The 25,187-nt window shown below is 45.8% G+C and carries 27 protein-coding genes; 14 read left to right on the top strand and 13 right to left on the bottom strand.

From position 1 onward, the window contains the following. Positions 1–10 precede the first annotated feature (10 nt). Genes HUU58_09040 through HUU58_09020 form a run of 5 tightly spaced genes read right to left on the bottom strand, consistent with a single transcriptional unit; the run spans position 11 to position 4,916 of the window. On the bottom strand, positions 11–1,771 hold the full coding sequence (locus HUU58_09040) for a SpoIIE family protein phosphatase (protein ID NUN45816.1): 1,761 nt from the start codon (positions 1,769–1,771) through the stop codon (positions 11–13). Positions 1,772–1,773: 2 nt separating this feature from the next. Continuing rightward, complete coding sequence (locus HUU58_09035) at positions 1,774–1,923, bottom strand: LPXTG cell wall anchor domain-containing protein (protein ID NUN45815.1); 150 nt, start codon at positions 1,921–1,923, stop codon at positions 1,774–1,776. Further along, entirely contained in the window at positions 1,920–2,549 is a 630-nt protein-coding gene (locus HUU58_09030) for a cyclodeaminase/cyclohydrolase family protein (protein ID NUN45814.1), read from the bottom strand. Before HUU58_09030 ends, HUU58_09035 begins: the two co-directional genes overlap by 4 nt. 20 nt (positions 2,550–2,569) lie before the next feature. After that, complete coding sequence (ubiE, locus tag HUU58_09025; GenBank protein NUN45813.1) at positions 2,570–3,310, bottom strand: bifunctional demethylmenaquinone methyltransferase/2-methoxy-6-polyprenyl-1,4-benzoquinol methylase UbiE; 741 nt, start codon at positions 3,308–3,310, stop codon at positions 2,570–2,572. Between the two features lie 16 nt (positions 3,311–3,326). Further along, positions 3,327–4,916 (bottom strand): N-acetylmuramoyl-L-alanine amidase, encoded by a 1,590-nt coding sequence (locus HUU58_09020; protein NUN45812.1) that lies wholly within the window; start codon positions 4,914–4,916, stop codon positions 3,327–3,329. Between the two features lie 137 nt (positions 4,917–5,053). Between HUU58_09020 and HUU58_09015 the strand changes: the two genes are divergently transcribed. The 9 genes from HUU58_09015 (at position 5,054) to HUU58_08975 (ending at position 14,945) form a co-directional block, all read left to right on the top strand. After that, the gene (locus HUU58_09015; GenBank protein NUN45811.1) at positions 5,054–5,527 is read left to right on the top strand and encodes a DUF4442 domain-containing protein; all 474 of its coding nucleotides are present in this window, start codon (positions 5,054–5,056) and stop codon (positions 5,525–5,527) included. A gap of 157 nt (positions 5,528–5,684) precedes the next feature. Then, positions 5,685–8,942, top strand: coding sequence for a hypothetical protein (locus HUU58_09010; protein ID NUN45810.1), 3,258 nt, complete (start codon positions 5,685–5,687; stop codon positions 8,940–8,942). An 8-nt stretch (positions 8,943–8,950) separates the two neighbouring features. Next, entirely contained in the window at positions 8,951–9,595 is a 645-nt protein-coding gene (locus HUU58_09005; protein NUN45809.1) for a response regulator transcription factor, read from the top strand. Positions 9,596–9,955: 360 nt separating this feature from the next. Then, positions 9,956–10,321, top strand: a complete 366-nt coding sequence (locus tag HUU58_09000) for a response regulator transcription factor (protein NUN45808.1) — start codon at positions 9,956–9,958, stop codon at positions 10,319–10,321. 308 nt (positions 10,322–10,629) lie between these two features. Next, on the top strand, positions 10,630–11,049 hold the full coding sequence (locus HUU58_08995) for a response regulator transcription factor (GenBank protein NUN45807.1): 420 nt from the start codon (positions 10,630–10,632) through the stop codon (positions 11,047–11,049). Positions 11,050–11,213: 164 nt separating this feature from the next. Further along, positions 11,214–11,876 carry a glycerol-3-phosphate 1-O-acyltransferase PlsY gene (plsY, locus tag HUU58_08990; GenBank protein ID NUN45806.1) on the top strand — a complete coding sequence of 221 codons (663 nt, stop codon included), beginning with the start codon at positions 11,214–11,216 and terminating at the stop codon, positions 11,874–11,876. Position 11,877: 1 nt separating this feature from the next. Then, on the top strand, positions 11,878–12,696 hold the full coding sequence (locus HUU58_08985; GenBank protein NUN45805.1) for a hypothetical protein: 819 nt from the start codon (positions 11,878–11,880) through the stop codon (positions 12,694–12,696). Between the two features lie 18 nt (positions 12,697–12,714). After that, the gene (locus HUU58_08980; protein ID NUN45804.1) at positions 12,715–13,332 is read left to right on the top strand and encodes an OmpH family outer membrane protein; all 618 of its coding nucleotides are present in this window, start codon (positions 12,715–12,717) and stop codon (positions 13,330–13,332) included. A gap of 137 nt (positions 13,333–13,469) precedes the next feature. Beyond that, positions 13,470–14,945 carry a sigma 54-interacting transcriptional regulator gene (locus HUU58_08975; protein NUN45803.1) on the top strand — a complete coding sequence of 492 codons (1,476 nt, stop codon included), beginning with the start codon at positions 13,470–13,472 and terminating at the stop codon, positions 14,943–14,945. Between the two features lie 7 nt (positions 14,946–14,952). Here the strand turns inward: HUU58_08975 and HUU58_08970 are convergent, their stop codons facing one another. Together HUU58_08970 and HUU58_08965 are read right to left on the bottom strand one after the other, a co-directional pair. Beyond that, the gene (locus HUU58_08970; GenBank protein NUN45802.1) at positions 14,953–15,597 is read right to left on the bottom strand and encodes a polysaccharide deacetylase family protein; all 645 of its coding nucleotides are present in this window, start codon (positions 15,595–15,597) and stop codon (positions 14,953–14,955) included. Positions 15,598–15,728: 131 nt separating this feature from the next. Beyond that, positions 15,729–16,340: an XTP/dITP diphosphatase gene (locus HUU58_08965; protein NUN45801.1), complete on the bottom strand. Its 612-nt coding sequence runs from the start codon at positions 16,338–16,340 to the stop codon at positions 15,729–15,731. Positions 16,341–16,472: 132 nt separating this feature from the next. Between HUU58_08965 and HUU58_08960 the strand changes: the two genes are divergently transcribed. The 5 genes from HUU58_08960 to ftsE are packed head-to-tail and all read left to right on the top strand — an operon-like array spanning position 16,473 to position 19,346. After that, complete coding sequence (locus HUU58_08960; GenBank protein NUN45800.1) at positions 16,473–16,865, top strand: Hpt domain-containing protein; 393 nt, start codon at positions 16,473–16,475, stop codon at positions 16,863–16,865. Position 16,866: 1 nt separating this feature from the next. After that, complete coding sequence (locus HUU58_08955; GenBank protein ID NUN45799.1) at positions 16,867–17,631, top strand: alpha/beta fold hydrolase; 765 nt, start codon at positions 16,867–16,869, stop codon at positions 17,629–17,631. After that, positions 17,625–17,936, top strand: a complete 312-nt coding sequence (locus HUU58_08950) for a DUF971 domain-containing protein (GenBank protein ID NUN45798.1) — start codon at positions 17,625–17,627, stop codon at positions 17,934–17,936. The genes HUU58_08955 and HUU58_08950 overlap by 7 nt, the downstream gene beginning before the upstream one ends. A 21-nt stretch (positions 17,937–17,957) precedes the next feature. Continuing rightward, positions 17,958–18,683, top strand: a complete 726-nt coding sequence (locus tag HUU58_08945) for an SPOR domain-containing protein (GenBank protein NUN45797.1) — start codon at positions 17,958–17,960, stop codon at positions 18,681–18,683. Between the two features lie 3 nt (positions 18,684–18,686). After that, on the top strand, positions 18,687–19,346 hold the full coding sequence (gene ftsE / locus HUU58_08940; GenBank protein NUN45796.1) for a cell division ATP-binding protein FtsE: 660 nt from the start codon (positions 18,687–18,689) through the stop codon (positions 19,344–19,346). Between the two features lies 1 nt (position 19,347). On the opposite strand, the gene HUU58_08935 is transcribed toward ftsE, so the two are convergent. Genes HUU58_08935 through pstA form a run of 6 tightly spaced genes read right to left on the bottom strand, consistent with a single transcriptional unit; the run spans position 19,348 to position 25,184 of the window. Continuing rightward, complete coding sequence (locus tag HUU58_08935) at positions 19,348–19,869, bottom strand: hypothetical protein (GenBank protein NUN45795.1); 522 nt, start codon at positions 19,867–19,869, stop codon at positions 19,348–19,350. A 5-nt stretch (positions 19,870–19,874) separates the two neighbouring features. Further along, on the bottom strand, positions 19,875–21,278 hold the full coding sequence (locus HUU58_08930; protein NUN45794.1) for a HAMP domain-containing protein: 1,404 nt from the start codon (positions 21,276–21,278) through the stop codon (positions 19,875–19,877). Positions 21,279–21,280: 2 nt separating this feature from the next. Next, a complete protein-coding gene (locus HUU58_08925) occupies positions 21,281–21,988 on the bottom strand; it encodes a response regulator (protein ID NUN45793.1) in 708 nt (235 codons plus the stop codon). Positions 21,989–21,993: 5 nt separating this feature from the next. After that, positions 21,994–22,665, bottom strand: a complete 672-nt coding sequence (phoU, locus tag HUU58_08920; protein NUN45792.1) for a phosphate signaling complex protein PhoU — start codon at positions 22,663–22,665, stop codon at positions 21,994–21,996. A gap of 51 nt (positions 22,666–22,716) precedes the next feature. After that, the gene (locus HUU58_08915) at positions 22,717–23,559 is read right to left on the bottom strand and encodes a phosphate ABC transporter ATP-binding protein (protein ID NUN45791.1); all 843 of its coding nucleotides are present in this window, start codon (positions 23,557–23,559) and stop codon (positions 22,717–22,719) included. Then, positions 23,559–25,184, bottom strand: coding sequence for a phosphate ABC transporter permease PstA (pstA, locus tag HUU58_08910; GenBank protein ID NUN45790.1), 1,626 nt, complete (start codon positions 25,182–25,184; stop codon positions 23,559–23,561). Before pstA ends, HUU58_08915 begins: the two co-directional genes overlap by 1 nt. Positions 25,185–25,187: the final 3 nt, after the last annotated feature.

Raw genomic sequence — 25,187 nt, 5'->3', positions numbered from 1 at the left:
AGGTAGGCTCTTAAATAGCATGGAGGATAACAACGGTGATATCGTCTGACTGCGGCGCCGCACCGGCAAAGGCTTTGACTTCAGCGGCAATTTTTTCCGTACATTCTTTGGCCGTTATCTTCGGATGCGTCTTGATCAATGCTTCAAGGCGCGATTCGTCATATTGATCCAACTTTTCGTTCATCGCTTCCGTCACGCCATCGGTAAACATGACGATGCCTTCACCGGGTGAAAGCGTGATCGTTTCTTGTTCATACGGCATGTCGGGCAACATACCCAAAAGTAAACCGCCTTTATCCAGTGTATGTAACGTCCCATCCGTTTTCCGCCAATACGGCGGATTGTGCCCTGCATTGACATATGTAAACGTACGTTTTTCGATATCCAGTACACCGCCAAAAAACGTGATAAATTTTTCGGAATCGGTATTCGCGTAAATGATATTATTTACCTTATAGACAAGCTTGCTAAAATCACTGACTTCGGTACTGAGCGCCAGCAAACTGGCCTGCACATTGCTCATCAAAAGCGAAGCCGGTACGCCTTTACCGCTCACATCCGCGATCGCTATGATATAATGCGTTTCATCGATTTTGAGCACATCAAAGTAATCGCCACCGACTTGTTTGGATGAAATATTCAAACCGTACACTTCAAAATTGTTCAGTTTTGGAAAATCTTTAGGTAACAAGCCCATCTGAATTTTGCGTGCAAGTTCGAGTTCCTCTTCCAGTCGTTTACGCTCCAGTGAATCTTCGAAAAGCCATGCGTTTTCAAGCGAAATCATCGCCTGATTACCCAGCGTAAAAACAAAATCTAATTCTTCTTTAGTAAATCCTTTTCCGGAAATTTTAGGGCCAAGAAGCAGAACACCTTTTGTGCGATCCTGGCTTCGCATCGGAACAATTGCGATAATATCCTGATTTTGAAGAGCGTGCTGCAGTTCGCTGTGCTCGTCATCCGTCACCACCGCCGGTTGCGAATAATTGAATACCAGCGACGTCTGGGTGTCATCGAGCTGCAATCGGGCAAGGCCCCGTTTTTCGGCATATTCGACACCGTCATGGCGACGCACCAAAATCGCGAAACGATTAACCATCATTTCACCCATAAGCCCGTAGGAAAGCAATTTGACGACCTTCTGCGCATCTAACGTGGCGTTGAGTTCCTTGCCGATGTCAAAAAGGGTGTGCAGTTCTTGTATTTTTTTATCTAAGCGCGCATTGACCGATCGTAACTCTTCGAACACAATACCGTTTTGAATGCTGGTGGCGGCAATATTGGCGATGGACGATAAAAATTCGATCTCGCTTTCGATGTACGGACCACCGATCAATTTTTTTCCGAAAGCGACCAACCCAAGCATATCGTTGCGCAAAACGATCGGCACGATCAGCTTCATGTCGTACTGCGTAAAAAACGAAAGCCACGGATACGGCGCGTCGGAAACCTCATCGAGGAGAAAAGATTTTTGCGGTATCTCGGTGATGCTTATTTTTTTTCCGATCAGATCGCGGGATAAACCTTTGAGGGTAAATATTTCATACTGATGATCACCGCGATGCAGCAAAAAAAGACCTTTATTGATCATCATGCGGCCCATCGGTGAGAGCAAGATATTATCTACGATCGAAGTCAGATTGAGGGAAGAATTGAGCAACTGACTTATTTCAAAAAGCGCAGACAGTTCCAGCAGTTTGCGATCCACGTCATCCTGCACCTCGCCTTTGATGAGGGATTGTTTATCCAGCGGCTTGTCCATCGGTTCCATACTCATTCCTCAAGGCGGTTACGCCATTGGTTTTTGATGCGTTCTTTACGCGCGCCTATACTTTTTTTTCTTTTACGACCGATATAAATCAAAAACGTAAACGACAACAGTCCGACAACGACAATAAAAAAAAGTATCGTATCTAAATTCATACGCCGAACTGATTGCCTACGTGTTGACTGATCGCAAGCGCCGCATCATCCACGGTTTTCATGGTAATTTGCGCTTCCGATTGGGTCGCCGATACAAATGCCGCATCCTTGAGTCCGCCCAAATTGATCATCACATTATAATAAGCACCGCGGCAAGCGGCCTGCAGCATCAGCGCACCGACGCCGCCGTCGCTGAGGGCGTTAGTATTGCCGCGCGTAACGACCGTATGGGTCAACCCGATTGCGGCTGCGCACAACTTCATAACATCCAGAGGAATACGCGTTGCGTTTTGTGTCGCACTTTCGATGGCCGACGCGCGCGCTTGTTTTTGTTCGTCGGTTTCTTTGGGCATGGCAAATGCGGCCATCACGGCATTAAATGCAATCGTATCTTTATCAATCAGGGCTGTTGCATCACGGCGCAGGGTTTCCGCTTTACGGCTGATCTCCTGCATGATAGGTTCGACATCGGCATATTTCTTTTTTCCGATCGTAAGCTGCGCGACCATCGCTGTGAGTGCCGTCCCCAGAGCCGCGGCCAACGCGGCTACACTGCCTCCCCCGGGCGCAGGCGCCGACGAGGCCAATTCATCTAAAAATTCTGTTACTTTTTTTTCGATCAGCATAGTGTTCTCCAAAAAAACGTTTACAATTTGATGCCGGAATAAACTGTCACGATACCCAGCGTCATATCAAAATGACGAACGTTGGTATAGCCGGCTTGTTCCATCATGTGAGCAAACTCGTCACGTGCCGGGAAACGCATCACCGACGCCGGCAAATAATGATACGCCTTTTTATCTTTGGAAAAGAGAGAACCAATGCGCGGAAGAACTTGCGTAAAGTAGAATTGGTACAACTGCTTCATCACCGGCCATTGCGGTTGGGAAAACTCGAGCACCACGATCATGCCCGATGTTTTGGTCACACGCGCCATTTCGCGCAGCGTTTGCGGGATATCCACGACATTACGAATGCCGAAAGCGATCGTCGAAGCGTCCACACACGCATCTTCCATCGGTATGCGTTCGCCCTCACCACAGATCATATCGATCGCATCCGTCATTTTTTCTTTTTCGATTTTTTTTCGCCCGTAGGCCAACATCCCTTCCGATAAATCCACACCGTACACATGTTGCGCACCCATACGTATAGCCATGATCGCCACATCGCCCGTGCCGGTGGCTAAATCCAGCAATTTCGGATTCATCGAAAAATTGATCAGTTTCAGGGCACGACGGCGCCAATAAATATCAATACCGAGACTCAATAAATGATTGAGAAAGTCATACTTTGACGCCACGCCGTCAAACATGGCGCGTACGTATTGTTTTTTTTCTTCCGGTTTGGGGAGTACGGCATCCGCCGTTTGATCATGTGTACCCATTCGCTCTCATCGTTCTTTATTTGATTTCATCCAAACTCTTAAATACATAACCGTCTTTGCGCAGATCTTTGATCACGGCGTCTAATGCTTCAAAATTATCCTTTGATACCGCATGCAACAGAATAATGACGCCGGGGCGAACATTTTGGGTGATTTTTTTGTATGCATAATCCCGCCCATGTTGTGCCTGCACATCCCAATCATCGTACGCAAACGACCAAAATACGGTCTTATATCCCAGCGCCTGGGTCACGGCCAGCGAACGACGACTCCATTCGCCGCTGGGCGGACGGAAATAATTCATTTTCATTTCAAAAAGATCATAAAAATCCTGCTCTAAACCAAGAATCTCCCGCTTCATCTCCCGCACTTTGAGCTGCGGCATGCTGAGGTGGTTGACAGAATGATTGCCGACGATATGACCTTCCTGCACCATACGCGCCACGACATCCTCTGCCGACTTCAAATATCCGCCGGTAATGAAAAACGCGGCCTTGACTTCGTTGGCTTTCAGCACATCTAATATTTTCGGCGTATAGCCGTTTTCCCAACCGCAGTCAAACGTCAGGTAAATTTCTTTTTCAGTGGTGACCTTTTCGTACATCCCGTCGTAACGTTTCATCAGATGATCCACATCGGCGCTAATATCTTTTTTGCGCCAGGACCATCCAAACGGGATGCTCGGGATTTCGGCTAACTTGGCATCCTCAGCCGCTTTTTTGGGATCATCATTGGGCATTTGTTTTTGCGCCTCTTGTTCCTGCATATATTCCGCAAACGCATCAATGCCATTGACAATAGCGGTGGCAATCTCGTCTTTTTGTGACAGCATCTTTCGGAGGTCGCCGGGGTTGCTTGCGTACCCGATTTCGATCAAAACACCGGTATCCATTTCGCGCAGCACACGATAATCGCGTTCGACGATACCCGTAATATTTTGACCGGCACCGTGCATTTGTAAAATATGACTCATCGAACCGCGCAGAAATTCCGCCAATTTACGACTTTTGTAATTTTGACTTTCTTTGATATATATCTCCGTACCGCCGACCGAAGGATCTTCAAAATTATTCCAGTGGAGGCTGACAAAAAGAACTTTTTTGCCTGCATCTTTTCCGAATTTGGCCGCACGACCGGCACGCGTGTAAATGGATAGCGACGAATCATCCGCCGCTTCTTTCGTTTTTCGCAGTCCTTCATATCCTGCCGCGGCTAATTTTTTCTCCACTAGCTGTGCATATTCAAACATCATGTCTTTTTCGTGGTATTCGATGCCATCCAATTTGGCCGAATTCCCTTTGTCTATGTACTTTGTGCCGCCATGGCCTGGGTCAATGACGATGATGTAGCGTTCGTTCAGAAAACGCGATGCGGCTTGGGCGCGTCGTTTGACGATACGTCGAGTTTCATTCACCACATTCTGTACTGTGGCATTAAACGTGTCCACGCTGTCGCCCTCGGTTACAGCGGAGTCGCGCAAAATAACCGTGTCTTTTTCCTGTGCGTTCAATGAACAACTGAAGGCCATACATGTTAAACACAACATCAAACATAACGCTAAAAACCAAGCGTCAAGTGACCAATCTAAAAAATCGATTTTCTTCATATTAACATTTTCTTTAAATTCGCGCGTAAAGTAGTCTTTTCACAGACACAATTCAATTGGAATTTAGTCGGATTTCCTTTACAATAAGTATATGAACTGAATGGAATTGTATTTCATCTAAACCCCGATAACGATTTATGCAAACTGAAGGACGCAACGCTATACACCGTCAATGGTTATTTTTGAATAAACTTCCATTGGGTGCCTTGATATTCAGTTGTTTTGTCAACCGCTACATACCCTACACCGGGAGCATATCAGCCCGCGTTTTAGAACTCAAACCCGGTTATGCGCGTGTTTTATTACGGGATCGGCGTAAAGTGCGCAACCATCTGCGTTCGATACATGCCATTGCTCTTGCTAACCTCGCGGAATACACCGGCAATCTTGCGTTGGTATGCGGATTACCGGAGGATGCGCGTTTTATCGTAAAAAATATCGCGGTGGATTATCAAAAAAAGGCACGGGGTACACTTGTTGGAGAATGCCAAACCGAGATCGTGGCGACAGCCGAAACGCGCGACATCTCCGTACGGGTTGATATCCGTGACCAAGACGGAGACACCGTAGCCACCGGTTTATTACTTACGCGCATCGGTCCTAAAAAATAGATTTTGACGTTACAAATCAGGCACGGATTAAATAATATTTTTTCACTTTTTTTTTCGACTCTTTTCGATTAGTTTTCACTACACCGATCTCAATTCATTAATCTTTTTTCAAATGTCCCCACGGCGTCGTTTTGCAACGGTATTGTGCATATGGATCATGGTTTGTGGTTACGCCGTCCAAGGCGGAGACGCTAAACCACAACGCCATTTCCAGGTGCGATCCTATACGCTCGAAGATGGATTATCTCAAAATCTGGTAACATGCGCGCTTCAGACCAGGGACGGATTTATGTGGTTTGGTACACGCGAAGGCCTCAACCGCTTTGACGGGTATGAATTCCTTGTCTTTCAGCACGACGAAAACGACAGTTTTTCCATTTCTCACAATTATGTAACGGCATTGCTCGAAGATCGAGACGGACGTATTTGGGTCGGAACGGAAGACGGACTCAACCGTTTTGATCCCATCACAGGCCGCTTCGAAAAGTTTTTTCATGACCCGATGCAGCCGACATCTATCAGCAATAATAATATCAATGTATTATATCAAGACAGTTACGGCACATTGTGGATCGGCACGCACGTAGGGCTCAATAAGTTACGGCAAACCAATCCAACGGATTTCGAGTCATTCTTACACAACCCCAACGATAGCAAAAGTGTATCATCCAATTTGATTCGAGCAATTTGCCAAGTTCATAACGCAGGTGGCACGGCAGAAAAAAAACTTTGGATCGGAACAACTGCCGGCGGTCTCTGCGTAATGGATACGGAGACCAATAAATTTTCAAAGATATATGACGATCTGGTTGTGCCCCCTCATTTCAATTTTAGTACGATTTGGGATGTGTATGAAGATCCGATAGACAGAGGTAATACCTTATGGGTTTGTACACCGCAAGGGCTGGGGAAAATTGACCGCACAACGAAACAATGGGAATTTTTTACGTTTGAAAATAAGAACCCAAACACTATAAGCCACAACCGTGTTCGCCGGATTCTACGCGACGCCTATGGCCGATTGTGGATAGGTACCACCGAAGGCGGCATTAACTTGATGACCGGCGACACATTTCTTAATTTCCGCAACACGCCTAATCAGCCGGCCATTTTTACCGATGAGTATATTTATGATATTTACCAATCTACCGACGGCATCGTCTGGGTTTGTACGTATTCCAATGGTGTAACACAAATCAGCGGAATGGAGCCGCGTTTTGTTCACTACAAAAAAAACCCGTTGGATCCGCACAGTCTGATCCATAATGTAGTACGCAGCTTCACCGAAAGCGACGATGGTTCAATCTGGATCAGTACGGATGACGGCATTTCGCGGTGGGACCGCACTACGGATCGTTTTGAACATTTGCGATATAGTCCCGATAGTTCCGATGCACTGAGAGATCGTCAAATACACCGCGTTTTCGAAGATCGCTCCGGTAAAATATGGATCGGTACGCATCAGAGTGGGCTGCAATGTTATGATCCTGCACGTAGGACAATGAAATCCTATCGCCGTTCGACGACGCAAGGTCAATTTACTGCCAACCGCGTATATGACATTGTCGAAGACAACGAAGGGTTCATCTGGATTGCAACTTATCGCAACGGACTTGTGCGATATGACCCAAAAAATGAGCAATTTAAAACCTATGGAGTAACCAAATTAGGAGATCAGAATATCCGACATGAGATGTTAACAATACTCTATATGGACAACAGAGGAAAACTATGGATTGGCACACAACTGCGGGGCTTGATGTGTTTTGATCGACAAACCGAACAATTTATGACGTTTTCCAAAAACACGGCGGATGCCTTCACGATTTCAGATAACCACGTATATAGCATCTATCAGGATAAGTCAGGTTATCTATGGATCGGCACGGCTAACGGGTTAAATCGCTTTGATCCACTTACACAGAAATTTCAACGCATCACCCGTAAAGACGGTTTGCCTAACAATGTCATTTACGGTATTATCGGCGATGAAAATGACAATCTGTGGCTGAGCAGTAATCGCGGTATTATTCGGATGCAAACAAAATCCGATACTTCCCGCGTTTTTACTGTTTATACATCCGATGACGGTTTACAAGCTGATCAATTTGAACCGAATGCTTGCCTTCGCACGCGTGAAGGCGAATTTCTATTTGGCGGTGTTAATGGATTTAATATCTTTCATCCGCGCGCTATCGTACCTCACGAACAAGCACCGCGACTAGCGCTTACGGATTTCAGGCTTTTTGACAAACCCACTAAATTGGATACAAGCATTCCTTACAAACACGATCTTCATTTAGATTATGATCAGAATTTTTTTAGCTTTTCCTTTTCCGCACTCAATTTTTATGTCCCCGAAAAAAATCAATACGCCTACAAACTGGATGGTATTGATGAAAATTGGAATTTTGTAACAGGAAAAAATCGCATCGTAAAATATACGGACATTGATCCGGGAAATTACACGCTCCTGGTCCGCGCTTCCAATCACGATCAGATTTGGAATAGCGACGGTCTTCGTTTTCCGATTGTGATCCGCCCGCCGTATTGGGAAACGTGGTGGTTCCGAACGATCTTATTTGCCGCGCTGATTGGAATTTTACTATTTGCTTATTCCGCTCGTGTACGCAATATTGAAGCGATGAACCGCAGACTTGAAGGTATCGTAATCGAACGCACGGCAGCTTTAAATCAGAAGAAAGATGAATTGCAGCATGCGCATGACGAATTGGAAAAGAGGGTCGAAGAGCGCACTAAACAGCTGCGCGATCTCTCCGATCACTTGGTTCGGGTCCGTGAAGAAGAGCGTACGCGGATTTCGCGCGAAGTGCATGATGAACTGGGTCAACAACTGACCGCACTGAAAATGGATCTTTCCTGGATACAAAAACGCCTCCCTGAAGACCCTTCCCTCAAAGAAAAATCTAACACGATGAGTTCACTCATCGACGCCACCGTTAAAAGTGTCCAGCGAATTGCCAGCGAATTGCGTCCGGGACTTCTGGACGATCTCGGTGTTTCGGCCGCCATCGAATGGCAAGCATCGGAATTTGAAAAGCGTACGGGCCTTCAGTGCCGTTGTTATCTGGAACAAGGCGATACACCGGTCACCAATGAGCAAGGCACTGCGCTGTTTCGTATTTTTCAGGAAACACTGACGAACGTGATGCGCCATGCCGAAGCTACGGAAGTCGTTATTGAGTTTTTCGCCGAACATGAACATCTTCATCTCATTATTCGCGACAACGGAAAAGGTATTACCAAAGTACAACTCAACAGCCCCCATTCATTGGGTCTTGTGGGCATGCGTGAACGTATTCAACATTTACAAGGCGAAATCACAATCTCCGGCGAACAAGGTAAAGGTACCGTAGTACATGTATCTCTGCCAATTATTAACCCCATTTCGTAAACCACATTATGGAACAGCCCGCTCCCATAGCTTGCATTCTTATTGCTGATGATCACGCTATCGTACGCAAAGGCCTTGCCGAAACGGTACTAGAACGTTATCCGCGTTGCCACATCACACACGCGTCGAATGCCGACGAATTAATTGGCTGCATTCAGACGGAAATATTTGATGTCGCGTTGATGGACATTTCGATGCCAGGTGTCACGGGATTAGAAGCACTCAAACAGGTGCGTATGATAAGACCTCAATTACCGGTTCTGATACTAACGGCTTATCCGGAAAGCCAATACGCCGAACGTGCGATTCGCCTAGGCGCTATGGGATATATCAATAAATCCGTCGCATCGGACGAGCTGGTCGAAGCAATTCGTACAGTAAAGGCCGGAAAAAAATTTATCACCAAAGCTGTAGCCATGATCCTAGCTGAAAAAGATACCGGAGCGGATGAACCCCATACCAATCTATCGGATCGTGAATACGAGGTTATGCGCTTGATCGCACAAGGATTGTCACCCAAAGAGATCGGTGAAGCACTCAGCATCAGCCCCAAAACGGTTAATTCGATGCGAGACCGTATTCTTGAAAAAATGAATCTAACATCTAATGCCGAAATTATCCGCTACGCCATTCAAAAAAAATTAGTCGAGTAAATTCTACTTTGTGTTTTTATTTTTTGTGTATTGAATCTTGTTTGCCTCCGCTGATCCTCTGAATACCAACTAATTTTTTTCATTCTCCTTGATTCACATTTCATTTCCTAATGATCGAACACCTGAGTGGATTGGATCAAAGCAGTTTTATATAACCCTTAAAATAAATTTAAACAGTTATATGTTTATATTGTAAATGTTTAGTTTAAATAAATCTTGTAGGTAATTTACCTACAATATTTTCAGAAAAATACCTACATACTTTCGTGATTTCGAACATTATATTTCAAATGTTACTTGGGTCTATTATCGTAAAATAATAAGAGTCTCTTTTAGGGGACAAAAGAGAAAAGGGGTATTGTGCGAATACTGATTGCAGATGATTCAGCGCTAGTGTATGATCGCCTTTCATCATTAATACATGAGTTGCATAAAAATCTGGAATTAGTCGGTCATGCGGAAACGGCGCCTGATACAATTCGACAGGCTATCATGCAAAAACCGGATGTAGTAATTTTGGACATTAAGATGCCCGGAGGGAACGGCATCGAAGTCCTTAAACAACTAAAATCCGAGCCAAAACCGCCGGTTATTATTATGTTTACACAGTACCCTTATCCACAGTTTAGGGATCGTTGCCTCCAATATGGAGCCGACTATTTTTTTGACAAAACCAGCGAATTTGATCGTATCGGTGATGTCCTCGAAAAAATCGCGATGAATTGATCCCATTTTGATTTTAACATAAACAACCTGCGAACTCATCGCAGGTTGTTTTGTTTTACCTTGCTTTGATTAATTTAAACTTAATCCTGCCTCATCAAGATTTGTAGGTAAATTACCTACACGATTTTCAGCCATTTACCTACAGACAAATAACTTAATTTTGATTATCTTATGTAGGCATCAATATCTAATCAGACATTGTGTTCTAGTATGATCACGTGATGTATTATATTCATTCTGCTCGGTTTTATATATTTTCTTGCACGATCGTTCGAACACTAAATTTTTATTTTTTACGGAATAAGTATATGCGCATACTGATCATAGATGATTCGGAGCTTATACGAGAGCGTTTAAAAACGTTGATTACGGAGGAATGCCGGGATGTTTTTATAGAAACTGAAGCCCGTGCCGCACAAGCGTTAGAATCCGTAAGCACAATACGTCCTGACGTTGTCATACTGGACATCAAAATGCGGGATGGCAGCGGCGTCGGTGTTTTGACTCAGATCAAAAACCTGTCTTCACCCCCGATTGTTATCATGTTTACGCAACATCCGTATCCTCAATTTAAAAGCCGATGCATATTTTATGGTGCCGATTTTTTTCTTGATAAATCTACGGACATGGATCAAATCCCTGCAATCATTGTGAATCTGGGAAAAACTCAACGCTTGAATGGTCGTATCAGTGATTCGCCCGGCGGCTTTCGGCATACACAGATTTAGACTGTACCCGTTTTGAATCCTCCTCCTTTTCTTAATAACAAACCCTCATGTTTGGTCAGCATGAGGGTTTGATGTATTTAGAGTATCTCACACATTTCAAATATAACATTGAATTTTCTTACATTATTACGTATCATGCGCCGTTCAGTAACATAGAGAACATCATGATTTCACTCTTAGCAATACTTATAATAGCTTATCTCCTAGGCTCAATCAGTCCGAGTATTCTAATATCCCGTTGGATAAAAGGTGTGGATATTCGCACCTACGGTAGCGGCAATGCAGGTATGACCAATGCGATCCGATTGCTCGGGGGACGCTGGGGAGCTGTCGTCGCCATTATTGATATTCTCAAAGGTCTGATCTCATCGTTGTGGCTTACTGATGCCTTATACTCTGCATTTGATGCGACACCGTTGGAGATCACTCTGGTACGAATCTTAGCGGCTATCGCCGCTGTTGCCGGGCATATATGGACCATATTTTTCGGATTCAAAGGCGGAAAAGGCGTTTTAACCATGGCCGGCGCAGTATTGGGTGTAGCACCGTTACCTGTCGGTATTTGTTTCGCAACATTTATTCTGATTTTTGCGCTCACACGCTATGTTTCCCTGGGCTCAATCATCGGTTCATGGGTTTTTCCAATCGTTGTTTTTATCCAGCGTTTTGTGTTACAACTACCTGTTTCCGATTACTTGTTGGGTTTTAGTCTCTTTGTCATGGCGCTCATCACTTTTACTCACCGCGAAAATATACGGCGTTTGATGCGAGGCGAAGAAAAAAAATTCGGCGCTGCAAAACCCGTTACCCCCAATCAGGCTGTCTGACGTGCAGGCGATTTACGCAGTCCTCCGTTATCGGTTTTTTTGGTACGCCGTGCTGGCCCTTACCATCGTTGTCGGAGCGGGTTGGCTCATCAAAGATCTCCGCCGCGCTATCGACGGCGAATACGAGGCCTTTCTTTTGATCCTAGGGTTTGTTTCCGTTCTCACATGCGTGGTCTTTTTGATCAGACGTTACTGGTCTTATATTTTGGATGATCGCGACGTGATGGAAGTGTTTGCCATAACGGCTACGCATAACCATGTACAGCTCAGGCATTTTCACCGGGAGCATGCGACATCCCGGGGATTGATCAGCGAACGCGGTTGCAGCTATAGTATTCGCGACGGCCAGACGGATATACGCATTTCATTAACTTTTTTGGGGAAAGAAACCGCGGATCAAAAAACGATTATCGGTGAGCAAGGGCTTATCACCATCGCTGTACGGGTACCCCAGCCGTTTCAGATGGTTATTGTCAATCCGCGCGTGGATATTCGCGAATCTTTGGACGTAGAATTTTATGCACCGATGGTGCTCAATGCGCGCCGGTATGCGTACCAACGCCACGGGATCGTTTTTTCCAATTATGATAAAGAAACGATTCAACATACGTTTGAAAATCCTTTTATTCAGACGGAATTGATCGAATTATTTGAAAAATGCCGATTCAAATTTGCGGTATTCAATGAACGTCACGCCATCGCTGTCAAGTCCGCAACGGTCGAAAATTTGGCGCGTGATACGGAGATGTTTCCCGTGCTGATGAATATCAGCACCTTGATCGCCGCCGATCAACACAAACAAATTCCTACATTATCATAAAATAACAAGGAGAATCCCATGTCTCAAGAATCCGGAAATAATTCTAAGAACCTGCTTTACGCCGGCGTGGCGCTCGGCGCTTTGCTTCTGATCGGTATGATCATTTTATTCGTCAAAGTAACTTCGCTCGAAAAAGGCGGTTCCAAAGTCGGCTTCATCAAATCGGATGCGTTGCTTGCACAGTACAAACCCGCGCTCGCAATTCAGCAAAAACTGCAAGAAGAAACAGCGCCTTTCCAAGCTGACTTGCAAAAGCGTTATGCGGAGCTGCAAACCATCGGCGAAGACCTTGAAAAAAAATCTAAAGTCTTAAGTTCGGCCGCTATGGCACCGCAGATGGAATCCTTTCAACGTAAACAATCCGAATTTTACCAATTGCAGCAATCACTGCAGCAACAGGTCAATCAAAAACAATCCCAACTGATGGAACCTATTTTCCAGGACATCAGCACGTTTATTCAAAAATACGGTAAAGATAACGGATATACCGTTATCCTTGGCACGCCCGTCGAAGGATTGATCGTATACGGCGAAACCGGCCACGACCTGACGGAAACACTGCTCAACGAACTCAACTCCAAAGTACCTCCGTCTATGCCGGTACCTTTCAGCGGTAAAGACACGACGAAAAAATAATTTGATTTACATTGTCGACATAAGCCGCTTCGTTAAACCGAAGCGGCTTTTTTTTATCAGCACAATTCTCAAACCTGAGCGTTGAAGATCACCTATAATCGTATTAGATTAAGACCACTTTACAATAGAGGATATATATGGCAAAACCGCGGACGCTCGGCGAACTCAAATCTTCAGGCTATCAAGCTTTATCGGTCAAAGATGAAATGCGGCGCAATCTGATGCGCAAACTGAAACAGGGCGAAACAATTTTTCCCAATATCATCGGCTATGATAAAACCGTTATACCTGAACTCATTCATGCTATTTTATCCAAACACGATATTATCCTATTGGGATTACGCGGACAAGCTAAGACACGTATTCTGCGCAGCCTTACCAATCTTTTAGACGAAGAAATCCCCGTCATCGAAGAGGCACCGCTCAACGACAATCCATTTGATCCGGTTTCACGAGCGGCCAAAGATGCCGTGGAAAAATACGGTGATGCCACACCGATCACATGGTGGCCGCGCCATGAGCGCTACGGTGAAAAATTGGCCACACCCGATGTAACCGTCGCCGATCTGATCGGCGATATCGACCCGATCAAAGCGGCTACCCAAAAACTTCACTACGCCGATGAACGCGTCATGCACTTTGGTGTTATCCCTCGCAGCAACCGCGGCATTTTTGCCATCAATGAATTACCCGATCTCCAACCGCGCATTCAGGTTAGTTTGTTTAATATTTTGGAAGAAAAAGATTTTCAGATTCGCGGGTTCAATATTCGTATCCCGCTGGACATCATGATTGTCTTTTCGGCAAATCCCGAAGATTATACCAATCGCGGCAGCATTATCACGCCGCTCAAAGATCGTATTGACTCGCAAATCCTGACCCATTACCCCACACAAATAGAGGACGGCATTCGTATCACACGTCAGGAAGCGTGGGAAGATCGAAATCCGGCTACGATCGCCATACCCGATTATTTCCGTGAGATTGTCGAAAATATCGCCTTTCAAGCGCGCGGCAGTGAATTCATTGATCAAAAATCCGGAGTAAGCGCCCGGCTTACGATTTCGTGCATGGAAAACCTTCTGAGCACCATCGAGCGACGCATGATACTATTGCACGAAGAAACATCTTTTCCGCGTATCTGCGATTTGTTTTATCTCATCCCTTCGATCACCGGAAAAATCGAACTCGTCTATGAAGGCGAACAACAAGGTATGGCCTCTGTCGCTAAAGTATTGATCGGGCGCGCCGTCAAAGCGACATTTAAACAATACTTTCCCGACCCGCTCAACAAAAAAAATCTCCCGACGTACCAATCCATCCTTAGTTGGTTTTCCACCGGCAACAAACTGGAGCTTTCTAACGAAGAATCTTTTGCATCGTACAACGCCAAATTATTATCCATTCCCGGCTTACGCGATGTCGCCGCCAAATACATGAAAACAGAAAACAAAGACGCGATGACCTTGGCAACAGCGATGGAGTTTGTTTTGGAAGGCCTTCATCAAAATTCGTCGTTAAGCAAAGACTGGATCGAATCGCATGTAAGCTACAAAGACATCATGGGTACGATGCTCGGTAAAATCAATTGGGAAAAAGAGGAAGAGGAATAAAAATCACTTATTCGGCGAAGGTGTAGTCATTAAGCTTCGCAAAGTGATAACCGGTGTTACGCAGATGCGTGACGATTTCCGGTAAAGCCTTGCCTGTAGCATACCCGCGGCCGTTGATATGAAAAATCAAAATACCCCCCGGTCGTGTTTTGGATGTAACCCACGGAATCATCTTTTGTGGCGTAATTTTTTTGTCCGGATCCCCACTTTCGAAACTCCAGTGGACGACGCGATAGCCCAAGTGTTCGACACGATTTAATGTCAGCGTATCGTAATTTCCGCCCGGAAAACGAAACAACTTTGTTCGTCGGCCCGTGATCGAAAAAATAGTATCTTCCGCCGATCTCACTTCGGCTACAACCGCACTGTCACTCAGCGACTCCATGTGCAGGTGATGATGGTAGGAATGATTTTGAATATCTATCCATTCATAACCCGCCAACATACGTAATGTCTCCCGATTTCGTACGGCAAAATTGCCCGTCATAAACAGAGTAAACGGAATACGCTCAAGCAACAAATAGTTTAAAATCGTAGTGTCAAAATAAGAAGGGATCAGTGACTCACAGGCATCCAATGTCAGCGCTACAACCGAATCTGAACCCGGCAATCGTGTAATAATCCCTTTAGGCATTACTTTGGATAGCAACATTGTATCGTTTTTTACGATGTTTGAATCGGCCGATAGGTTGACCGAATTTTTTGTTTGATCATTTTTGCAGCTCACCACGATACCGATGAGCGTCACCGCTAGAACGGATGTAATTTTAAAAAGGTTATTTTTCATCGTATAGAAAATTCTTTTTCAAAAAATGTTTTAAACTGTTCCAACGCTCGACCGCGATGACTGATTTTATTTTTAAGATCAGGATCTAATTCCGCGGCGGCTTTTCCATCGTATTGAGGCACCATAAAAATAGGATCATAGCCAAAACCATGTGTTCCGCGCGGCGCACGCAGAAGCGCGCCTTCCATCACACCGTGAAATGTTTTTTCCATCGCATTACCGGCTTGACCCCACACCAGCGCGATGACGCAATGAAAGCGCGCGGTACGCTTTTCATCCGGCACATGCTCTGTATCCCGTAACAATTTTTCCAGATTAGCACGATCGTCTTGTGACGGGCCGGCATACCGTGCCGAAAAAACACCGGGTTTTCCGCCCAGCGCATCCACTTCGATACCCGAGTCATCCGCGAGCGCCATTATCCCCGTATGCTCAAATATCACGTGCGCTTTTTTTAATGCATTGGCCTTAAACGTCAATCCGTCCTCAATGATTTCCGGTACATCAGAAAATTCATTCAGCCGTCTGAACCGGACTTGCATCCCGCTCATAATAGCATTCATTTCTTTTACTTTTTTGGGATTACTTGTTGCTAAAACAATTTCCATCGTGTGCTCCGTTGTATTCACCAATGTCATAAAAAAAGAGCAAAGGCTAAAGGAATTATTCGTGCGGAAAACAAATTGAAGTTTTTAGAGAAATCGCCTACATTCACCGACCTGAAACATTCCGAGGTGTGTATGGAATTTTCCAAAGAAGAAATGATGGAGATTATGGCCGTTTTCAAAGCCGAGAGCGCCGAAAATCTTCAGATACTTAACGATAAGATGAAAGAAATTGCTGCGAACCCTTCCAATCCTGCAGCGATTGAGCAGCTTCACCGCACTTCCCACAGCATGAAAGGCGCAGCACGTATGCTCGGTCTGACCCCTATCGAAGAGATCGGGCGTGCGCTGGAAGACGGATTCAAAGTCGTCAAAGACGGGAAACCACTCCTGACGCCCGATATGATCGAAAACGTGAATGTTGCCGTCCTTGGTATGGCGCAACTCATTGATAAATTGGCCAATGAAGGCACTACTGACGGCTTTGATATCAGCGGTATTATGCAGCGCCTCGCGGCGTTTAAGTGATATGACCCCGGAGCTCATGCCCGGCGCCGAACCGTTCTTTTACACTTCGGAAACCCCGGCACGTAACGCCGTACTATTAGTCCACGGTTTCACTTCCAGTTGCCACTCGATGCGCGAACTCGGAAAGAGAATTTATGAAAACGGCATGGATGCACGCGGCATACTGCTTCCGGGACACGGTACTACACCCGACGACCTCGCTACACGTTATTGGTCGGAATGGTATGAAGCGGTTAATATTGCTTTTTTAGAAATGAAAAAAAATTACAACAAAGTTTTTATCGCCGGACAATCTATGGGCGGATGCCTCGCTTTATTGCTCGCGGCGCGAAACCGTGCTGTAGACGGTGTAGTTACCATCGCATCGGGATTAAAAATCTATAATACCGGCATTGGGTTGGTGCCGTTAGTCAAACATTTCATAAAACACAAACCAAAATTGTACGGGCCGGATGTCAAAGATGAACGCGTCAAACAAACGGAAGTGCATTACACACGCATGCCGTATGCCAGTATTCATGAGTTGCTCAAACTGTTGAAATCGCTGCGGGCCGAGATCGGCAATGTAGCTTGCCCGTTGCTTACGATACACGGACGTGAAGATCATACGTTTGATTTTCGCAACCAGGACATGATTTATCGCCGCGTCGCTTCGACCCAAAAGAAAAAAGTTGTTCTCGAAAACACGTATCATTTAGCCACGTTGGATTTTGATAAAACGATAGTACAAAACGAAACCATAAATTTTTTGAAATCATTATGCTGAATCACGAAACCGCTACGGACGTCACGATAGACCGCGGTAAAAAATTAGTCACGATCCAATGGGCCGACGGAAAACTCAGCGAGTTACCGTACGCCTATCTGCGCGCAGCATGCCCCTGCGCCAATTGTGACACGACCAAACACGGCGGAGAAGCCAACCCACTGTATCCGGAGCAATTTGCGGATATTACGATGTCGGACGTGCAGGAAGTCGGGCGCTATGCTCTGCGTTTTACCTGGTCGGACGGACATGATACGGGTATATATTCATACAGCTATTTGCGCGAAAAAAGTAATTTGTTTTAATACACCTATCGGAGAAAATGTATGCGTTTGATGATTGTGACCATTGCGGCTGTGCTTACGGTAGTTTCTTGTAAAACCACGCAGCCTGCGGCTAAATCCGATGCCGACTTTGCCAAAGCGCTTGAGACGTCGGAAAAAAATAAATCAGAAAAATTAGATTTTTTGGCCGATGAAAAACTACCCAATGATATGATCACTCCCCCGGATACGGTAAGCCCGATGACGCCTGCGCCCGATTCGATCACTTATAAAACTTACGAGCCCACGATCCAGGCGCGTTTCCGCGTACAGGTGTTTGCAGGCAGTCCCTCCAACGCACAGAAAAATTATACATCGCTCTCCGCCGATACCACATGGAAAAAAGCCGTGTATGTTTTGGATGACAAAACCGACGGCAAGTGGCGCGTCTGGGTCGGCGATTTTATGACACGGGAAGAAGCCGATGCCGCCAAACAGAAACTAATACAAAACGGTTATCCCGATGCGTGGATCCATGAAATGAAAGATATGGCTACGCCGAAGATTTCCGGTAAAGAACTTTTCTGGCTTCAAATCGGATCTTTTTCTACTGAAGCGGCAGCGCAAAAAGCAAAAACGGAAGCCGAATCCAAACAATCAGTACGCTCTAAAATTTCCCATACCGACGGTATGTACAAGGTATGGATCGGCGGGTTTGAGGACCGCGCGAAAGCCGATGAATTGAAAAAAACGTTTCCCAAAGCGTTTGTCGTAAAAGACGCGGAGTAACCGATGATCGAACTTTCAAACGTAACCGTACGTTATCGCAATCGCACCAGCTTGGAAAACGCTTCGCTACGCATCGCTCCGGGTGAGTTCGTATATTTGTTGGGACCTAGCGGTGCCGGCAAAAGCACACTGCTTAAATTATTATATATGGATATCATACCTGAAGAAGGTCAGGTGCGCATCGGTGAATTTGAATCATCGAATGTCAAAAAAAAGGAAATCCCTTACCTGCGCCGACAGCTGGGTATTGTATTTCAGGATTTTCGGTTATTACGGGATCGTTCGGTTTACGATAATATAGCGTTTACGTTGCTCGTCACGGAGACGCCCAAAAGCGAAATTCCGAAAAAAGTGATGCGTGCACTGGCCCAAGTAGGGCTTTCCACCAAAAAGAACAGCATGCCGTACGAATTATCCGGCGGCGAACAACAGCGCGTCGTCATCGCACGCGCACTTGTCAACGAACCGATGGTGATCCTCGCTGACGAACCGACCGGTAATCTTGATCCGGATACTTCGATGGAGATCATGCAGCTGCTGACCAAAATAAACGCGGAAGGCACAGCCATCGTTATGGCCACCCACGATTATAACATCGTGAAGGCGCTTCCCAAACGCATTATCCGTGTCGAAGGCGGCAAAATCACCGACGCACCCAACTGAATCAGGACATCACGACCATCGTATCGCCGGCTTCATCTTCAAGCGAAACCAGCATATACCAGCCCAGCAATGCCATCATCATGAGCCATCCGTCCTGACGAAATTTTTCATGAATCACAATTTTCCCGCGCATATGATGATCATGCGTCGGTTTGAATTTCATGATCGTTTCATCTTCATCGGTCACCCACGACCATTCGTTGTGCCAAAAGCTCGAATTGCGAAAATGTACGCGCCGGAGTGGCGGCTCCGACATCAGCACATTGTGCCAACCGAGAACGATGCGCGCCAGATTGGTGTGCGTGCCCTCTTTACGGATTGAGATGTACGGCTTCCAAAGACCGCATCGTTTGAACGTCCAAATCGCATCGCCGGACTCGGCGCGGGCAAGTGTGCCCGCCGATTTGGCATAGCTCAGCTCACCGACCACGTCGGCTCCATCCATGATCTGAAATCGTTTTTGATGGTCATCGGGTTTGATGCAGGTAAGCTCAAGCTGCGAGAGTAATTGTATTGATTTCATACGACTCACACAGGAAAAGTGAGAATAAAGCGGGAACCTTTCCCGACTTCACTTTCGAGACGTACAGTTCCCTTATGAATTTCCATAACATGTTTGACAATAGCAAGCCCCAGACCGCTCCCGCCTTGTTCCCGTGAACGACCACGGTCCACACGATAAAAACGTTCGAAAATACGCTCCGTATCTTCTTGTTTGATACCGTTGCCGGTATCCTCAACTTCGACCACTAGTTTCTTATTCTCAAACTTTGCGCGCACATCCACGCGCCCTTTTTCCGTATATTTGACGGCGTTTTCTACGAGATTCAATACGGCCTTATCAAACTGATACGGGTCCGCGATAAATTTGAAATCCGAGGGCAAATTGACCGTACATGCCAAATCCAGATTTTTACGCCGTGCCACCTCTTCAAAATCAGCAACAATATTACGCAGACTTTGTTCGACATTAAAATAGCGCAGACTCAGCGATTGATCGCGGGACTCCAAACGGGAAAGGTCCAGCATATCATTGACGATATTTTCAAGACGCAAAATATTAGAATGCGCGCGTTCAAGAAATTTTTTGCTCACTTCTTCGTCATGATACGCACCGTCCAGCAATGTTTCGATATACCCGCGTACCGAACTGATCGGAGTGCGCAATTCATGCGAAGCATTGGCCACAAAATCTTTTCTGATTTCCTGTACTTTATTGAGCTGTTTGATATCGTCTTTCAATTTGGCCGACATGGCATTGAGTGTACGACCCAATTCGCCGAGTTCATTGTCTTCACGGACAATGATCTCTTTATCATAATTTCCGGATTTGATTTCCGACGAAGCCTGTATGATCTCAGTCAAAGGACGCGTGATGCGTTTGGCTATACGAACGGTAAGAAACAGCATCAATCCGACGACCAATACGGACGCCAAATAAAACGTAAATCGGACTTGTGATGTAATGCCGTCAATGAACGATTGATTTTGAGCGACGCGCACAAAACGCTGTTTAGGCGACTTATACACCGTATAAACCAAATCCTGATCCACGGTACCGGAATGCCGTATCGCATAACCGAATCCCGCCACATCGCTCAGCGCCATTTGTATCTCGGGACGCATGATGTGATTTTCGATGGTGCGTGTAAAACGCGTACCGTCAAAATCAGCCCATACACGACCCTGGATATCCATCACGGTGATACGCACGCCGGCCATACGCGAATACATAGGGATTTCCCGCTCCAGCGAATCCGGCTGTACCGGCAATAGTTCATCAATCAGTAAGCAATGAACTTTAAGGTTTTCGATCAGTTCGTGTTGGAGATTTTTGCGAAGAAGATTATCTACAACGAAAAGAAGGGCTACGATTCCTACCAGGAAAAGTGCGATCGTCGCATATGAAATCTGCGAACTGATTTTTTTCATGATCAGGCGTTTTGTATGAATTTATAACCCACACCGCGAATGGTTTCGATCCAATCGCCGTACGGGCCTAATTTTTTTCTAATTTTTGTTATATGGACATCCACGGTGCGATCCACAAAAAATGCATCTTCGCCCCACACATGATAAAGAAGATTGTTTCTGGAAAACACCATATTGGGCCGATTCATCAGAAAATACAACAATTCAAATTCTTTGTGGAGAAATTTTACTTCCTGGCCGTCCACTTGTACGGTATAGTTGATCCGGTTGATTTCGATACCGCCGATTTTAATGATGCTTTTTTTGTCGTCCGTAAGTTCTTTTTGGACTTCGACACGGCGAAACAGCGCTTTCACGCGGGCTACGATTTTGCGAGGGCTGAATGGTTTGGTTACATAGTCATCGGCACCAAATTCAAGCCCGATGATTTCATCCACTTCATCGGCTTTGGCGGTCAGAAAAATAACGTGCGCATCTTTAAGGTGCGGATTCGCTCTCAGCGCTTTACACACTTCCAATCCGTCTTTGCCCGGCATCATGATGTCCAGTAAAACCATATCGGGTCGAATTTTCTCCGCCATGGTGATCGCTTTATCGCCATTGTCCGCGGTATATACCTGGTATCCTTCTTTTTTGAGATTGTACGTTAGAATATCCAGGATATCGTGTTCGTCGTCAACGCACAGGATGGTTTTTGGTTTTTTAGACATACGCTTTACTTTGGTTGTAGTAGTTCTTTCTGATGTTTGATAGACTTCGCATTACGAATAAACACAACGTCCTCGGCAATATTGGTACAAAGATCAGCCATGCGTTCGAAATTTTTACTGATGCGAATGATCTCCATCGAAATCGGAATACTCTGCGGGTCTTTGATCATTCCGGCCAATACATCCGCAAACATGAACTTATTGATATCGTCAATCGTATCATCACGTCGGCATACCGCGATAGCCTGATCGGCGTCTTTGTGAATAAAACTGTCAATCGCATCTTTGAGCATTTCCCGCGTAATATCGGCCATTTTGGATATCTGTGCGTGGATGCCGCGGTAATTGCGTTCATTGATCACCAGCACGGACTGCGCGATATTGAGCGCATGATCGCCGATACGTTCAAGATCACCGTTGATCTTAGAAATACCGATGATGTCGCGTAAATCCATCGCTACAGGCTGATGCAAAGCAAGCAGATTAAGCACGGCTTCGTCAATTTGCATTTCCAACGCATCGACTGTTTCGTCCTGTTTGATCACGGTCTGGGCTAATTCCGAATTGTGCGTCAGCAGCGCGGTCACGACGTTATTGACCTGCGATTCAACGACGCTGCCCATTTCGATAACAAGTTTTTCAAGTTGGCCGAGCTGTTCCGTAAACTGAGCTTTCATGTATTATAATCCTTTATTCTCAAAACTTTTCATGGTTAGGTTTATGTCTTTCTATCCGAAGCGACCCGTGATATAATCTTCGGTCATTTTTTTCTCCGGCGAGGTAAATATTTTTTTAGTGGCGTTAAATTCGATCAACTCGCCCATCCACATAAATGCCGTTTTATCCGACACGCGGGCCGCTTGTTGCATATTGTGCGTGACGATGACGATGGTATAATCACGCTTCAATTCTTCGATAAGATCTTCGATTTTTTGTGTGGCGATCGGATCCAGAGCGGAACATGGTTCATCCATCAATAAGACTTCGGGATCCACGGCCAACGCACGGGCTATACATAAACGTTGCTGTTGACCGCCGGACAATCCGTACGCCGAAGCGTGAAGACGATCTTTTACTTCGTCCCACAAGGCCGACTTTCGTAAACACCGTTCGACGATGCCGTCTAATTTGGTTTTGTTATTTTCACCATTGACGCGCGGACCGTATGCCACATTTTCATAGATGGATTTAGGAAACGGATTGGACTTCTGAAAAATCATGCCGACTTTTTTTCGAAGCTCCACCACGTCCGTATCTTTATCATAGATGTTTTGCCCTTCCATGAGAATCTGACCGTCGATACGTACGTTTTCGATCAGATCGTTCATCCGGTTAAATAAGCGCAGGTATGTTGATTTACCGCAACCCGACGGACCGATCAACGCGGTGACTTCGTTGGCATGAATATCCACCGAAATGTTTTTGAGCGCATGGTGTGCGCCGTAATACATATTGATATCGCGCGAAACGATTTTCACACGATGTGAAACTTGCTCCGGTGTTGATTCACCCGGCGCGGAATTGTCCATACTGATACGAATGTCCATAGTGTTCTCTTTATGAATATACATTAAAATGCCGAACCTTGATATTTTTTTCGTAAACGCGCACGCACGATGATCGCCGTCAGATTGAGCAAAAGCACTATCGTGATCAAAAGCAACGCCGTCATAAACACCATGGGTTTGGCCGCTTCTACATTGGGCGATTGGAAACCCACGTCGTAAATATGAAATCCGAGATGCATGAATTTGCGATCCAAATGAAAGAAGGGAAACGATCCGTCCAACGGCAGATTGGGAGCCAGCTTAACGACACCCGTGATCATCAGCGGCGCCACTTCGCCTGCACCGCGCGCCATAGCCAAAATCACACCCGTCAAAATACCCGGTGTAGAAGCCGGTATGACCACGCGCCATGTGGTTTGCCACTTTGTCGCACCCAGCGCCAGCGACGCATCCCGTACGCCTTTAGGAACGGTAGTCAGGGCTTCTTCCGTTGCAACGATCACGACCGGCACCGTCAATAAAGAAAGTGTCAGCGATGCCCACAAAATACCGCCGGTGCCCCATGTCGGCGTCGGAAGGCGATCCGGATAAAAAAGTTGATCTATCGTGCCGCCGCAGAAGTACACAAAAAAACCTAATCCGAAAATTCCGAAAACGATCGACGGTACGCCCGCAAGATTATTGACCGCGATGCGAATCAATCGTACAGCGATTCCCTGTTTCGCGTATTCGCGCAGGTACAGCGCGGCCACGACGCCAAATGGAACTACGACCAGATTCATCAAAAACACCATCAACACCGTACCGAATATAGCCGGGAAAACGCCGCCTTCCGTATTCGACTCGCGCGGTTCATCCGTCAGATACTCAAATATTTTGCTTATATAAAAACCGGATTTCTCAAACGTATTCATCGTATTGGGTTGATAAAAACGCACGATTTTGGACACCGGTAAATCGCGGGTTTGACCGTCGGTAGTGATCACGCTGACATACATGCCGCTCGTTTTCAGATGCAACGTTTCCAATTGTTTTTGAATGCCCTGATACGCTTCTTGCAAACGATGAATCTCCGCCTCAAGCGACGACAATAATTCCGGCGTATCTTCTTTATAAAATTTCAGACGTTTGATTTCAAGTCGCGTATCCTCGATCGCCCGGTTGATGCGACCGCCTTCCCCTTTTTCGAGGTGCAGTTGTTCATCATGCACGTCCAAGGCTTTGCGGAGAAACTGATCCAACGTTTCGGTCGCCTGTGCTCCGCTGGCGATGATTGTTCCGTTTTCTGAAATCGAAGCCACGCGTCCGTAGAAATTACCGAATTCACGCCGTTCGATAATTACGAAGTCATCCGGATACTGCAATGACGCGATATCGTATGTGTTTAGCCATTTGAAATCCAACCCATAAATATCGCGATTACCGGTTTTGATTTGAATGCGCGTTTGCACTTCTTCTTTATATGCATCCGGCACATTGGTCAGCGGGATATTTTCCTCCTGCATGATTTCGCCGGCAAAACGTCGTCCATCTTTGAGTTCGACTTCCGCCACACTGCCCGGCCAAAAAACGCCCACACCTTGCAAGCTTACGATGAGCAGCAAGCCCGCAACGAGAAACATGATCATACCGAGTACGGCACCGGTGAACCACAAAAAAATATCGCCGCTTTTAAAAAGATTTTTCACGTC

It is taken from the genome of bacterium, assembly GCA_013360215.1.
GTDB lineage: Bacteria > CLD3 > CLD3 > SB21 > SB21 > JABWCP01.
Note: the sequence above shows the minus strand (reverse complement) of the source record. Positions and strands in the feature narration are given on the sequence as shown.

Coding starts and splice junctions, on each gene's coding strand:
- HUU58_09040 (NUN45816.1), bottom strand. CDS start 1,771: ATGGAACCGATGGACAAGCCGCTGGATAAACAATCCCTCATCAAAGGC.
- HUU58_09035 (NUN45815.1), bottom strand. CDS start 1,923: ATGAATTTAGATACGATACTTTTTTTTATTGTCGTTGTCGGACTGTTG.
- HUU58_09030 (NUN45814.1), bottom strand. CDS start 2,549: ATGCTGATCGAAAAAAAAGTAACAGAATTTTTAGATGAATTGGCCTCG.
- ubiE (NUN45813.1), bottom strand. CDS start 3,310: ATGGGTACACATGATCAAACGGCGGATGCCGTACTCCCCAAACCGGAA.
- HUU58_09020 (NUN45812.1), bottom strand. CDS start 4,916: ATGAAGAAAATCGATTTTTTAGATTGGTCACTTGACGCTTGGTTTTTA.
- HUU58_09015 (NUN45811.1), top strand. CDS start 5,054: ATGCAAACTGAAGGACGCAACGCTATACACCGTCAATGGTTATTTTTG.
- HUU58_09010 (NUN45810.1), top strand. CDS start 5,685: ATGGTTTGTGGTTACGCCGTCCAAGGCGGAGACGCTAAACCACAACGC.
- HUU58_09005 (NUN45809.1), top strand. CDS start 8,951: ATGGAACAGCCCGCTCCCATAGCTTGCATTCTTATTGCTGATGATCAC.
- HUU58_08995 (NUN45807.1), top strand. CDS start 10,630: ATGCGCATACTGATCATAGATGATTCGGAGCTTATACGAGAGCGTTTA.
- plsY (NUN45806.1), top strand. CDS start 11,214: ATGATTTCACTCTTAGCAATACTTATAATAGCTTATCTCCTAGGCTCA.
- HUU58_08980 (NUN45804.1), top strand. CDS start 12,715: ATGTCTCAAGAATCCGGAAATAATTCTAAGAACCTGCTTTACGCCGGC.
- HUU58_08975 (NUN45803.1), top strand. CDS start 13,470: ATGGCAAAACCGCGGACGCTCGGCGAACTCAAATCTTCAGGCTATCAA.
- HUU58_08970 (NUN45802.1), bottom strand. CDS start 15,597: ATGTTGCTATCCAAAGTAATGCCTAAAGGGATTATTACACGATTGCCG.
- HUU58_08965 (NUN45801.1), bottom strand. CDS start 16,340: ATGGAAATTGTTTTAGCAACAAGTAATCCCAAAAAAGTAAAAGAAATG.
- HUU58_08960 (NUN45800.1), top strand. CDS start 16,473: ATGGAATTTTCCAAAGAAGAAATGATGGAGATTATGGCCGTTTTCAAA.
- HUU58_08955 (NUN45799.1), top strand. CDS start 16,867: ATGACCCCGGAGCTCATGCCCGGCGCCGAACCGTTCTTTTACACTTCG.
- HUU58_08950 (NUN45798.1), top strand. CDS start 17,625: ATGCTGAATCACGAAACCGCTACGGACGTCACGATAGACCGCGGTAAA.
- HUU58_08945 (NUN45797.1), top strand. CDS start 17,958: ATGCGTTTGATGATTGTGACCATTGCGGCTGTGCTTACGGTAGTTTCT.
- ftsE (NUN45796.1), top strand. CDS start 18,687: ATGATCGAACTTTCAAACGTAACCGTACGTTATCGCAATCGCACCAGC.
- HUU58_08935 (NUN45795.1), bottom strand. CDS start 19,869: ATGAAATCAATACAATTACTCTCGCAGCTTGAGCTTACCTGCATCAAA.
- HUU58_08930 (NUN45794.1), bottom strand. CDS start 21,278: ATGAAAAAAATCAGTTCGCAGATTTCATATGCGACGATCGCACTTTTC.
- HUU58_08925 (NUN45793.1), bottom strand. CDS start 21,988: ATGTCTAAAAAACCAAAAACCATCCTGTGCGTTGACGACGAACACGAT.
- phoU (NUN45792.1), bottom strand. CDS start 22,665: ATGAAAGCTCAGTTTACGGAACAGCTCGGCCAACTTGAAAAACTTGTT.
- HUU58_08915 (NUN45791.1), bottom strand. CDS start 23,559: ATGTATATTCATAAAGAGAACACTATGGACATTCGTATCAGTATGGAC.